9 protein-coding genes and 1 tRNA gene are annotated in these 13,702 nt (G+C 35.0%); 4 read left to right on the top strand and 6 right to left on the bottom strand.

The features are described from left to right. Nucleotides 1-148: 148 nt before the first annotated feature. Nucleotides 149-222 (bottom strand) — tRNA-Ile (locus BLT84_RS04420). 59 nt (nt 223-281) lie between these two features. Continuing rightward, on the bottom strand, nt 282-692 hold the full coding sequence (gene mce, locus BLT84_RS04415) for a methylmalonyl-CoA epimerase (RefSeq protein WP_034887106.1): 411 nt from the start codon (nt 690-692) through the stop codon (nt 282-284). Nucleotides 693-769: 77 nt separating this feature from the next. Here mce and rbfA point away from each other — a divergent pair, with 77 nt between their 5' ends. Both rbfA and BLT84_RS04405 read left to right on the top strand, forming a co-directional pair. Next, nucleotides 770-1,162: a 30S ribosome-binding factor RbfA gene (gene rbfA / locus BLT84_RS04410; RefSeq protein ID WP_034887107.1), complete on the top strand. Its 393-nt coding sequence runs from the start codon at nt 770-772 to the stop codon at nt 1,160-1,162. A 1-nt stretch (nt 1,163) separates the two neighbouring features. Continuing rightward, the gene (locus tag BLT84_RS04405) at nt 1,164-2,369 is read left to right on the top strand and encodes an ABC transporter permease (RefSeq protein WP_091263156.1); all 1,206 of its coding nucleotides are present in this window, start codon (nt 1,164-1,166) and stop codon (nt 2,367-2,369) included. Here BLT84_RS04405 and dusB read toward each other — a convergent pair. From dusB to BLT84_RS04385, 4 genes are all read right to left on the bottom strand, one after another. Further along, the gene (gene dusB, locus BLT84_RS04400) at nt 2,366-3,358 is read right to left on the bottom strand and encodes a tRNA dihydrouridine synthase DusB (RefSeq protein WP_034887109.1); all 993 of its coding nucleotides are present in this window, start codon (nt 3,356-3,358) and stop codon (nt 2,366-2,368) included. The genes BLT84_RS04405 and dusB overlap by 4 nt on opposite strands. A 91-nt stretch (nt 3,359-3,449) precedes the next feature. After that, nucleotides 3,450-5,882 carry an outer membrane beta-barrel protein gene (locus tag BLT84_RS04395; RefSeq protein WP_091263155.1) on the bottom strand — a complete coding sequence of 811 codons (2,433 nt, stop codon included), beginning with the start codon at nt 5,880-5,882 and terminating at the stop codon, nt 3,450-3,452. A gap of 159 nt (nt 5,883-6,041) precedes the next feature. Then, on the bottom strand, nt 6,042-8,996 hold the full coding sequence (locus BLT84_RS04390) for a glycoside hydrolase family 3 N-terminal domain-containing protein (RefSeq protein WP_091263154.1): 2,955 nt from the start codon (nt 8,994-8,996) through the stop codon (nt 6,042-6,044). Nucleotides 8,997-9,041: 45 nt separating this feature from the next. After that, nucleotides 9,042-10,169, bottom strand: coding sequence for an acyltransferase family protein (locus BLT84_RS04385; RefSeq protein ID WP_091263153.1), 1,128 nt, complete (start codon nt 10,167-10,169; stop codon nt 9,042-9,044). A gap of 298 nt (nt 10,170-10,467) precedes the next feature. Here BLT84_RS04385 and BLT84_RS04380 point away from each other — a divergent pair, with 298 nt between their 5' ends. Together BLT84_RS04380 and nagB are read left to right on the top strand one after the other, a co-directional pair. Continuing rightward, nucleotides 10,468-11,739, top strand: a complete 1,272-nt coding sequence (locus BLT84_RS04380) for an ROK family protein (RefSeq protein WP_051931037.1) — start codon at nt 10,468-10,470, stop codon at nt 11,737-11,739. A gap of 42 nt (nt 11,740-11,781) precedes the next feature. Beyond that, the gene (gene nagB / locus BLT84_RS04375; protein ID WP_091263152.1) at nt 11,782-13,701 is read left to right on the top strand and encodes a glucosamine-6-phosphate deaminase; all 1,920 of its coding nucleotides are present in this window, start codon (nt 11,782-11,784) and stop codon (nt 13,699-13,701) included. Nucleotide 13,702: the final 1 nt, after the last annotated feature.

The raw sequence follows: 13,702 nt of genomic DNA, 5'->3' as shown, positions 1-13,702 counted from the left end.
TATGTTTAGTTAAAAATTAGTAAAAGCTTTTTTAAAAATTCCTATAAATATATTAAAATTAATTAATTAATTCCGCCCCTTATTCAGCCCCTAAAATAAAAAAAGCCCTACAAACGTACTGTTTATAGGGCTTATCAATGTTTAAAAGTGGTCCCACCTGGACTCGAACCAGGGACCACCTGATTATGAGTCAGGTGCTCTAACCAGCTGAGCTATAGGACCGGCTCAATAGGTATATGAGGGCGCAAATTTAGATAATTGCTACTTACGCACCAAATAATTTATTTATTATTATTCATATCCTGGCATAATTCTACCAGAACCCCATGAGAATCTTTAGGATGTAAGAACGCAACTAATTTATTATCAGCACCTTTCTTAGGTTCTTTATTAATTAAAGTAAATCCTTTTTTCTCAAGATCTAAGATCTCTTTTTGAATATCTTCTACGTCAAATGCAATATGATGTATCCCTTCTCCCCTTTTAGACAAGAATTTGGCAATAGGACTATTCTCATTTGTAGCAGACAATAACTCGATCTTACTATCCCCAATTTTAAAGAAGGAAGTTAGTACTCCTTCGCTTTCCACTTCTTCCGCTTTATATGGCTCTGCACCTAAAAGATCTTGGTAGGTCTTATTGGCTTCTTCCATATTCTTTACAGCTATCCCTATATGTTCTATCTTTCTCATTGCAACTAAAATCTAATTATTCATCTTATTTCAGCTTATAAAAATACTATAATCTTTAAATATGCTACTTTTGTACTATGGAAACAAATAGACAAAAAAAAATAGGTGGAGTTCTACAAAAGGATCTAGCAGAGATCCTGCAAAATCATCTTAGAGATTCTGGGGTGTCGGGCATTTTGATCTCCGTTTCTAAAGTAACAGTTACAACAGATCTTTCTATAGCAAAAGCATATTTAAGTATTTTTCCGAATAAAAATGCACAGGAAGTGCTTGATGATCTTAATTTGATTAAGCATAAGATAAAGCATGAATTGGCGCAGCGTACTAAAAACCAATTAAGACGTATGCCAGATCTAGATTTCTTTGTAGATGATTCTTTAGAGTATATAGACAACTTAGAGAAATCTATGAAAGGTAAAGAAAACCCTATAGATCAACCAGATCTTTTAGAGCGCAGGAAAAAATCTTAATTTGAATTTTTCCCTCTACATCGCAAAGCGATATCTTTTTACCAAAAGCAGCAGTAATGCGATAAATATTATTACCATTATTGCTGCTATTGGAATATTTGCAGGAACCCTTGCTTTATTTGTAGTACTTTCCGGTTTCTCCGGATTAAAAGATTTTAGCCTCTCCTTTACGAATGAATTTGATCCAGATCTAAAAGTTTTGCCTTCTGAAGGTAAGATCATTCAATTTACAGAAAAGGAAAAAGAAGATATCTTAAAGATAGAAGGTATCGAAGGCTTTACTCAAACTATTGAAGAGCGCGTTTTCTTAGATTACAGATCTAAAAACCATACCGCGTATCTCAAGGGAGTAGATTCCAATTATCAACGTGTGAACAATGTAGATAGCGCTATGGTTTACGGAACCTGGCTTGCCCAATCTGAATATCAGGTAGTGGTTGGAAATGGAATCTCTAAATTGCTTTCTATCTCTCCATTTGATTATAATAATCTTCTCAATATTATGGTGCCTAAGCCGGGGAAAGGGCAGATAAAACTCACCAATATAAATAGTGCGTTTAGTAGAGAAAGTGTTATTGTTACCGGTATTTATAGCATCAACGAAGAATTAGATAACAAATTTGTGTTCTCAAATCTAATGTTCGCTCGGAAATTGCTTGATATGAAAGATGATGAAATTTCATCTTTAGAATTCAAAACCAAACCAGAAGCAGATATAGATAATATTTCCAAAAAACTAGAAAAGATCTTTGGGAATAACGTGGAAGTAAAAACTAGAGCGCAGCTTAATGAAACGCTTTATAAAATGCTAAATACCGAAAATCTTGCGGTATATCTTATATTTACTTTAGTGTTGATCATTGCACTATTTAATGTAGTGGGTTCTATAATAATGGTGATCTTAGATAAAAGAGAAAACATTAAGACTTTATACAATATTGGGGCAACCCCGAATTCTATAAAAAATATCTTTTTCTTTCAGGGTACTTTAATGACCGTGATTGGTGGAGTTCTCGGACTTATCTTCGGAATAGTGCTGGTCTACCTTCAGTTAGAATTTAACTTTGTAATGATCACCCCTAGCCTTCCTTATCCTGTAAGCATAAAGGCGATCAATATTCTAATAGTGGCTTTAACTATAGGTGTGTTAGGAATTTCAGCATCTTATATTGCTGCAACCCGAAGTAAAAAAGCATTGGGAATTTAAGCGAATTCGAAGCCTGCAAATTCTCTTTCTACCTCATCAAAAGCTGCAAAAACATCTATAGAATCATCGCTGGTTACCATTTTGGTTCTATACTCTTTAAAATGCGGAATTCCTTTAAAGTAGTTGGTGTAATGTCTACGAGTTTCAAAAACTCCTAACTTCTCACCTTTCCAATCTATAGCCATTTGCAAATGCTTTCTGGCGGCTTGTACACGCTCTTCCAAAGTTGGAGGCGCCATATGTTCACCAGTCTCAAAAAAGTGCTTCACTTCTCTAAAAAACCATGGATACCCAATACTTGCACGTCCAATCATGGCTCCGTCTAATCCGTATCTATCTCGCATTTCCATAGCTTTCTCTGGAGAATCTACATCGCCATTTCCAAAGACAGGAATGTGCATTCTAGGATTGTTCTTAACGTCTGCAATAGGACCCCAATCTGCCACACCTTTATACATCTGTGCTCGGGTTCTACCGTGAATAGCAATAGAAGCTGCTCCTGCATCTTGCAATCGTTCTGCAACCTCAACGATCTTTATGGAGTCTTGATCCCATCCTAAACGGGTTTTAACAGTAACCGGTAAATGTGTGTGTTTTACCATGGCCGCTGTTAGGGAAACCATCAAGTCTATATCTTTAAGAATTCCGGCTCCGGCACCTTTAGATACTACCTTCTTTACAGGACATCCAAAATTAATATCGATAATATCCGGGTTCGATTTCTCTACGATCTCTACAGATTGTAGCATAGATTCCAGATTGGCACCAAAGATCTGGATACCAACAGGACGCTCTTTTTCGTAAATATCAAGTTTCATTACGCTTTTCGCGGCATCGCGAATAAGTCCTTCTGAAGAAATAAATTCTGTATACACTACATCTGCCCCTTGTTCTTTACACAAAGCGCGAAATGGCGGATCGCTCACATCTTCCATCGGTGCTAAAAGCAACGGGAATTCTCCAACATCTATGTTTCCTATTTTTGCCAAATCAATTTATTTGAGAGTGCAAAATTAAGAATTTGTTTTCAATATGCATCAGTAAGATGAAAAACAGATATTTAGAAAGCGTATATAAGATCTATAAAAGCGACTTTTCTTTTAAACGCTCACCTTCTTCAGCATCTACAGCACGCTGATTATCTCTTAATTTAAAGTTTCCGAATTTATATCTTAGAGAAAATCTCACTTTCCGAGATTCCGGTTTAGCAAAGAACGAATTGTTCTGATTTAAATATTTTGATACCAGCGGAATATTGTTGGTATTAAAAATATCATCTGCATTTACCGTAGCTATCAAACGTCCGTTTAAGAATGATTTTCTCAACCCGATATTTAAAGAATACTGAGGATCAAAATCGTAAGATCCGGCAATAAAATCTGGAAGATACATTCCCGAAACATCCATAGTGAACGTTCTGTCTTTAGACAACGTGAACTGATTGAAAATATTTACAAATGCACTGGTAACTTCATTAGTCACTTTTTGATTTCCGCTTTCCAAGGCATAGAAATCAGATTTTAGATTATAAAAAGAAGCCAGTCCGTAGAAATACCACCAATCATTTACATAAGAATAATAAGAAACGTCTAAGCTGTATTGCTGATCGTAATCTAAATTAGAATTTACAGATCTCAAGAATTTAAATTCATTATTTTGAAAGGGTAAGATCGTAATCGCATTGTTGGTGCCTTCCCAATACAGATCAAAAGAAAGCTTAGATTTATAGGTATAATTTAGGGTGATCTTATTGGTTATTCCAGGCTGCAATTGTGGATTTCCTTCTTGAAAGTTATTTTCATTCAAGAAATACCTAAAAGAATTTAAGCTTTGGAAGGCTGGTCTGGAAATTCTTCTACTATAATTTAGACTATAGGAGTGATCTTCTGTGGGACTATGCAGTAAAAAGAAAGTTGGAAACAATTCAAAATATTGCTGATCGTTTAAAGCTCCTACATTAGAAGAAGTTCCAAGAGCATCGGTATATTCTCCTCTCAATCCTGCCTTTACCGCCCATTTATCCCAATCTTTAGATAAACTAACATATCCCGCATAAATATTTTCATCATACTTAAAAGCATCAGAAAGGAAACCTACAGAATAATCTATGGTATTATCAACGTTGAAGAAATCCAATCCGCTGTCTGATAAAATTCTAGAAGCTTTAAGTCCAGTTTCAAATGGAAGTCCGGCTATGCTTGTAGTAAGATCTACCTGAGCTGCTAAGATCTCTGTATCTTGAAAAGAAACAGTGCTAAAATTGTTTCTATCATACTCTACCTCTTCAGAATTTAAAAATGTTGTGGTAAGATCTTGAAATTGATCATTTTTATAATTGATATAATTAGCCTGAACAGATAAATTTGCTCCCTTATCATTTAAATTAGAAGAATAGGTAGCATTGAACAAAAGGTTATCTTGATTAGAATTTACATCACTATCTGTAGTATATAAAGAATCTAACTGCCTTTGTGGATTAAAGATCTCTGTTTTTCCTAAAATCTCTGAATCTGATTTTGGAGTAAAAAGTAGATTAGCACTTAGGCTTAAGCTATTATTCTCATTCAATGTGAAATCTAAATTTGTGTTCAAACTATGAGAAATGGTTCTTGAATCTTTTTTAAAGATGTTATCCCAATAAGAATCTACATTTCCATCAGGCTCATAATAAGTAATATTACCAATATCCTCTTTATAATCGTATCTAGAATTGTAGTTATAACTAGCATAAGCATTCAACCAGTCATTCTTGTAATATTGGCTTGTCCCAACCGTATATTTTGGAACTATTGCAATAGTATTAGAAGCACTAATGTCTCCCTTATATCCAATAGAAATATTCTTAGAAGTAACTATGTTTAAAATGGCCCCTCCATCTGCATCATATCTTGCAGGGGGATTAGTGATCACTTCAACAGATTTTATATTGTTCCCGGAAAAACCCTGTAATAACTGCTGCAACTCCTGCTGACTTAAATAAACCTTCCTGTCATTTATATAAACTACAGCGGGTTTGTTCTTTATAAGCAACTGGCCCTGGCTCACCATAACTCCGGGAGTGTATTTTAAGATATCCCAGGAATCTCCGCTGGAAATACTAGTGTTTTCAACATCAAAAACCAATCTGTCTACTTTCCTAGATACCTTAGGCTTGCGAGCATTCACAACTACTTCATCCAGTCCGTTTTCAGATTCTTTTAGTATGATCCGTCCTAAATTCTCACCATTTTTAACCTTTATTTTTTTCAAATAATCTTCGTAACCTACAAAGCTTATTTGAAGCACGTACTCATCATCTGCTACATCTTCAATTATAAATTTCCCATCTTCTTCAGACACGGTTCCTTTATAAACAGTTGCAGAATCTTTTGCTTGAAGCAAAATTACATTCGCAAATGCAACAGGATTTTTGTCTGAATCTGTAATAGATCCGTTAATAGAATTTTGAGAAAAACTTGGAATAGAGAGTAGGGCAATCAAGTAAACAAGGGGGTTCAAACAATATTGTTTCATTCGAAATAATTAGAAAATTGGGGTTTTTAAGCGTTAAGCATTAAACAAATATACTATTTCTATAAAAACATCTAATTAATTGCCTGCTTATTCGATGAATAACATAAAAATAAAAACTCCCGCTCAAGGCAGGAGTTTTAAAACGGTTACACTTATTAGCTAATTAATATTTATAGCATCATAAAGTACCTGCTGGATCTTAGTTCTGGTATTCATTTGGTAAAGTCTGGTGTTTTCTCTGCTTGGCAAAACTCTATTAGAAAGAAATAGGTAGAGCAGATCTGTTTTTGGATCCATCCATACCATAATTCCGGTAAAGCCGGTATGCCCATAACTCTCCTTACTAGCACTTAATGCTGCATTGCCATCTGGTTTTCTATCTCCCAAACTCGGCTTATCAAATCCTAAGCCTCTGCGGTTATCATTTTCCGGGAATTGATAACTGGTAAATTCTTTTAAGGTTTCTGTGGAAATATATTGAACTCCTCCATAATTTCCTCCATTCAGATACATCTGCAATAGTTTAGCAAGATCATTAGCGTTGGCAAATAATCCGGCATTTGCAGAGACTCCTCCCATCATAATAGCGCCTTCATCATGCACACTCCCATGTATTGGTTTGTTTCTGAATAAATAATCATGCTCTGTAGGAACAATTCTATCTCCAGAAAATTTATCTGATGGCTTATAGGTTAAAGTTGTTGCACCAAGAGGAGCATAAAAATGCTCATTTAAATAATCTATATAATCTTCTTTGGTAATATTCTCCACAATTCCCGGCAACAGATAAAATGCCAATCCGGAATATAGATACTTACGGTCTTTCTCTAATGGCGAATTCTTGATCTCTCTGTATATCTTATCTCTATAATCTTTAAATAGCCACATATTTTCTGAAACTTTTATAGGATATCTTTTAGAAGAATCTTTCTTAAACGTATTCCATTTGTAACTTCCATTCTTTCTAAGCGTATTTTTCCAGTAAGGAATCCAAGGCTTAAAACCAGCTTGGTGTGCTAAGATCTGTCTAAACGGAATTCCTGCTTTATTAGAATTTTTGAAATATGGTAAATACGCATCTATTCCTGCATTTAGATCAAACTTACCTTCATCTTTTAATTTCATCAATGCCGCTAAAGCAGAAGAAACTTTGGTAACCGAAGCAAGATCATAGATGTCAGAAATTTTAACTTTAATAGTATCGCTATATTCATGATAGCCATAAGCTTTGTGCATTACCACCTTCATTCCTTTTGCTACTAAGATCTGACCTCCAGGAATCGCTTTAGCATCTATAGACTCTTGCATTAAAGAATCTATTTTTTTATATAGAATTTGAGAATCCATTCCTGCATCTTCCGGCAGCGTATATTTAAATCGAATTCTGCCTTCAACATCCAATCCATCCCCTTCTTTAAATTTGTCTCCAATACTTACCGGTAATCTCCCATTTGCTCCTATCCCACCAAAAATTAATTGTGCCGCCAGATCCTCAGAATTATCAGTATCCTGATACCCTAAAATTAAAGCAGAAGATTTTTCAATTAGATCAATATCATTAATTACATAAGGATTCTTAAAAAATGTCATGATCACATTTTCTTCTGAAGAAATTTTACTAATAAACTGTTTTCCTTCTTCGGAAAGATCAAAACCATTTCTAGGGAATTTGCTATGATCATGCACAGCAGCAATAATTAAATTAAAATTTTCTAACTCCTTCTCTATTGCTGAAATATCTTCTGAAGTGGCATCTCTTGAAATATTAAAATTGGTGATATTTGTATATAACCCTAAGGTTTCCTGAAATTTAGAACGCTCTTCTTTACCTATAGAAATAGCAGCAATCTTTAGAGTATCTAACCTTTTAAGTGGCAATAGATCTTTATTATTTTTAAGAATCGTTAAGCTAGCCTCCGTAAGCTGCCTGTTTAATAAATGATATTCCGGCTTATCAAGATCTTCAATAATGTTTTCTGTTGAAATTGGTTGATATTTATTCAGTCCAACCCATTGTTTCACCGCCAGGATCTTTCTACATCTTTCATCAATTTGTTTTTGAGTTATTAAACCCTGATTGATTGCTTTTCTAATTTCTGAAATTGCCATAGGGATATCTTCAGTAAATTCTAAAAGATCATTCCCTGCCAAAACCGCATCTTTATCTACTATTCCAGGTTCATGTCCGGTAGTTACTCCTTTCATATTCATGGCATCTGTAACTATCAATCCGCCAAAATTCAATTCCTGTTTCAATAATCCTGAAATTATAGGTTTAGATAAGGTGGAAGGAACTCCCGTAGAATCTAAAACCGGAATATCTAAATGCGCTACCATAACTCCCCCAATTCCCGCGTTTACAATTTCGCGGAAAGGGTAAAGTTCTAGAGTATCTAAGCGTGTTCTGTTATGATTTATCTGCGGAAGAGCGTAATGCGAATCTGTAGCCGTATCTCCATGTCCCGGAAAATGCTTTGCTGTAGCTAAGACTCCCGAATCTTGAAGTCCGTTCATATAAGCAATCCCTTTTTCTGCTACTTTATATTTGTTCTCTCCAAAAGACCTGTAATTAATCACTGGATTATCGGGATTGTTATTAACATCTACATCTGGAGCAAAGTTGATGTGCAACCCAACCCTTTTAATTTGCTCGGCTATCTGGGTTCCCATTTTATAGATAAGTGTATCATTTTTCATAGCACCCATAGGCATCTGGAAGGGGTAACTAATGGTACTATCTAACCGCATTCCTAATCCCCATTCTGCATCAATAGCTCCTATTAAAGGAACTTTCGAGGCTGCTTGATATTCATTCATCAACGCTACTTGCCTTACCGGACCGCCTTGAAAAAAGATAACTCCACCAATCTTTTGTTCTTTAATGAGTTTTAGAATTTCTTCTTTATGCTCCGTACCCCTATTTGAATAGGCTGCTACCATTAACATCTGAGCAATACGATCATCTGGAGTTAAAGTTTTCATTATAGAATCTACCCAGACACTGTGTTTAAATTGAACAAATTCTGGAGTTCTAACTTTAGCTTCCTGAGCAAAAGAATTCAGCCCTATGCAAAGAGTTAAAAGTAATAAGGTGTAAAATTGGAATAATTTCATATTAAAATAATAGATGATTATAAGCAAACCAGAGGTTTACAGAATTTAAACTTTTATATAGATCTTCTTTCTGTCCATAATATAACCAATGCACCACATTAGCAACATAAAACTAACGGCAAAAGCTAGGGAAGCATTGTATTTGGTAAGCCAGCTTAAAAAAGCATTAGTATAGATCCAAATTTTCAAAGCAGCTCCATGTATCCAAACAATACTCAATAACTCAGAAAAAATACCAGATAGCACAAAAATGAAAAGAGGATTTCTTCCGAATGCTATAAAAATTTTGGCCCACTTTTTAAAATGCCACAGCTCTAATATTATTATAAGAACTGCAATAATCAATAAGTCCCAACCAATAGAATAAAGCACAAAAGAGCTGGTCCATAACGCTTTATTTATAGGAAAATAATTATCCCAAAACAACGATACAATTAATAATACTAATCCCCCAAGTGCTAGTTTCCATACCGTAGTGAGTTTATTTCCAGAAGTCTGTATAAAAACTCCTGCCACATAACCTGCAATTACATTTACCACTGCTGGCAAGGTACTTAACAAGCCTTCAGGGTCAAACCTTATTCCAAACCCTTTCCATAAATTTTCCGGTTGGAAGATCAAAAGATCAAATTTTAAGGCTGCATTTCCCTGAAGTCCGAATGGATCTAATGCATTGCCAAACCTATATAATACCCACCAATAAAATAGTAAGATATTGATGCTAATAATTAGACTTGCCTGAGTTTTGATGAAATGGAGCAATAAGCCCGCAATCAAATAACAAATTGCAATTCTCTGCAGCACTCCCATAATGCGTATTTCTGAGAAGTCTTTTAAAACAATTTCACCAAACTCATTTCTTATAATAAAAGGAAACGCATTTAAAGAAAGGCCTATAAAAAATATTAGGAAACTCCGCTTTAAGATCTTCTTCAGAAATACTTTGTTAGAAATGTATTTGTTCTTTCTTAAGCTAAAACTCATAGCATTACCTACCACAAATAAGAAGGTTGGAAATATCAGATCTGTAATTGTAAAACCATGCCAGACAGCATGTTTAAAAGGAGCATATATATTAGACCAGCTACCAGGATTATTAACCAAGATCATTAAGGCAATGGTTAGACCTCTTAATACATCTAGTGCAAAATATCTTTGAACTCCGTTTACCATTGCATCATTAACATAAGTTAAAATTAGAAGGAGAAATAGATTTTTTAATCTCCAATGCTTTAAGAACTCAATGTTTACTTATATTGAGCCAGTAAATTACGATCGATTTTAAGATTGTTTTTAAAACCAATGCTTAAAAATATAAATTTTAAATAAATAATCGATCTTTCATAAAAAAATTAATAAAGTCTTTTTTGAAAATAATATTTTATCTAATTTTAAAAAATATTATTCCTTCCTATCTGTCAAAAAAGGACTAATCTTAATGACAAATTAATTTCAAATTTAAATTTTATGTATGTCTAAAGAATTGCAGGAATTTTTTATCAACCATTCTCCACCACCGGGATTGAGTAACGTAGAGAGGAAAAAATATCTTCAAAAAATAAGGATTATTAAGCATCTTTATTTTAACGGAGCCAATACTAACGCAGATATTTGTAGCACTTTTAATGTAAGTCTGCCTACCTCCATGTCTTTATTAAATCAGTTGGTTGCAGATGGAATTGTAGCTAAACAAGGAAGAGGTGAATCTGTAGGTGGGAGAAAACCAGATCTATTTGGATTAAAGGAGAACACTTTTTTTGTGTTGAGCATCCATATTGAACGGTTCCAAATACAATTAGCTATACTGGATAATACTCACCAAATATTATTTGAAAAGAACGTACGTACCATAATTTCTAAAGATTTTGATATTGTGAACATTTTGCATGAGCATGCCACAGAACTCATAGCAGAATCTAATATTAATTCTGATAAGTTGATGGGTATAGGAATTAGTATGCCCGGACTGGTATCTTCAGAAAACGGAACCAATTTTACTTATTTTCTAAAAGATCATCAGCCACAAAATCTCCAAGCAGAGTTTGAGAAAAAATTTAATAAGCCTGTAGTTATATTAAACGATGCTAAAAGTGCATGTTTGGCAGAATTTAGATTTGGACTCGCCAAGAACAAGAATAATGTTCTGGTACTATCTATGGACTGGGGAATTGGTCTTGGTATTATTATGGGTGGGAAACTGCACATGGGGTCTTCAGGCTTTGCAGGAGAATTCGGTCATATTCCTTTAGTAGAAGACGGAGCGTTATGCCATTGCGGGAAAAGAGGGTGCTTAGAAACCGTGGCCTCCGGAATTGCATTGGTGAAAAAAGCTAAAGATGGAATTGAGGCTGGACAACATTCTATTTTAAAAGATTTGGTTAGCAATGAACTCGAAAATTTAGAACCCTCTATTATTATTGAAGCTGCCAATCGCGGAGATCAATTTGCAATTAATGTGCTTTCTGATATTGGTATAAGTCTAGGAAAAGGAATAGCTATTCTAATACAGATCTTTAACCCGGAACTTATTATCCTGGAAGGTAAAATAGCCGAAGCTAAACAGTTTATAACAACTCCAATACAGCAATCTATAAATACTTATTGTATGATCCAGCTAAAAGAACGCACCGAAATTGAGCTTTCCAAACTAGGAAAGAACTCAAGTTTGTTAGGTGCCACCGTAGCCATTATGGATCATATCTTTAAACAACAGATAGCTGTAGCCAAAGCGCAACTTAACTAAATAAGTTACATATAATCAACAACCTTATTGTAAAACTTTATTATGGCCAGACTAAATCTCCTTGAAGAAACACGGTATGAAAAATTACCGGTAAGTGTTTTTCCAGATGAACATTTAGCATCTAAAAGTGTTGCTAAAAGAATTTCCAACCTTATCATTAAAAAGCAAAAGGAGGGTATTCCTACAGTGTTAGGTCTTGCTACCGGAGCTACTCCAGTGGAGGTTTATCAGGAATTGGTTAGAATGCACAAGGAAGAAGGTTTAAGTTTTAAGAATGTGATCACTTTCAATCTAGATGAATATTTTCCCATGCAACCTACAGCGCCACAAAGCTATGTAACGTTCATGAACGAAAATCTTTTTGATCATATCGATATTTTAAAAGAGAATATTCATATTCCTGATGGTACTTTAAAGAAAGAAGATATTGCTGCTTTTTGTCTGGATTATGAAAATAAAATCGAAGAATTAGGAGGCCTTGATCTTCAAATTTTAGGAATTGGTAGAACAGGACATATTGGTTTTAATGAACCTGGATCTGCTCCCAATTCCGGAACGAGACTGGTTACTTTAGACGATCTTACCAGAAGAGATGCCTCAAGAGATTTTGGCGGTAAAGAAAATGTACCTACAAAAGCCATTACCATGGGAATTGGTACTATTTTCAAAGCCAGAGAGATCATTTTAATGGCTTGGAGCAAGAAAAAAGCCAGTATTATTAAAAAGGCTGTAGAAGGAGAAATTTCAGGAAATGTACCTGCAACCTACCTGCAACATTCAGATAAAGTGGAGTTTATTTTAGATACTGAAGCGGCTTCAGAATTAACAAGATTCAACACGCCATGGTTGGTGAAAGATTGTTTATGGGACGATCAGCAAATTAAAAAAGCGGTGATCTGGTTATCTTCAGAAATTGGAAAACCTATCTTAAAACTTACCGACGAAGATTACAACAATAACGGGATGGCACAATTAGCCACCGAAAAAGGTCCTGCCTACAACATCAATATTGAAGTATTTAATAATCTTCAACACAGCATTACAGGCTGGCCGGGTGGAAAACCCAATGCAGATGAAACTCAACGCCCGGAAAGATCGGAACCGGCACATAAAAGATCAATCATTTTCTCTCCTCATCCAGATGACGATGTGATCTCTATGGGCGGAACCTTTATAAGATTGGTAGATCAAGGTCATGATGTACATGTAGCTTATCAAACTTCTGGAAATACCGCTGTATGGGATACCGATGTCTTAAGATATGTTGAATTTGCTATCGACTTTAATAAAAGTATGGGCGATGATACCAAAAGACTGGAAGCTATTTATGAAGAGATGCGAAGTTTCTTAAAATCGAAACAACCTAATGAGATCGACTTGCCAGAGATTAGAGAAGTAAAAGGTTTTATAAGAAAATCTGAAGCTTTTGCCGGAGCCCGATTTGCCGGGTTAGCAGATAAGAACATTCATTTTATGGCCTTACCGTTTTACGAAACGGGAAAAACGGTGAAAAATCCGGTTACAGAAAAAGATGTTTTGTTGACCATGGAGCTTTTACAGAAGATAAAACCTCATCAGATCTTTGCGGCAGGCGATTTTGCAGATCCGCATGGAACTCATATTGTTTGCTTCAGAATTATCATCGAGGCCATGAACCGACTTAGAAAAACCGAAGCTTGGACAAAAGATTGTTGGCTTTGGATGTACAGAGGTGCATGGTTAGAATTTGAAACGCATGAAATAGAAATGGCAGTACCACTTTCTCCTCAAGAAGTCGATCGTAAAAGAAAAGCCATTTTTCAGCACCAGTCTCAAAAAGATCATCCTGTTTTTCCGGGTGACGATGAACGAGAATTTTGGGTTCGTGCTCAGGAAAGAAACGGAGAAACCGCAATTAATTATCACAAATTAGGAATGGCAGATTATGAAGCAATGGAAGCTTTTGTCCGCTGGAAATTTTAAT

Origin of the sequence: Gillisia sp. Hel1_33_143, assembly GCF_900104765.1 — a bacterium.
Taxonomy (GTDB): Bacteria; Bacteroidota; Bacteroidia; order Flavobacteriales; family Flavobacteriaceae; genus Gillisia.
The sequence above is the reverse complement of the archived record's forward strand: the minus strand, read 5'-3'. Positions and strand labels throughout refer to the sequence as shown.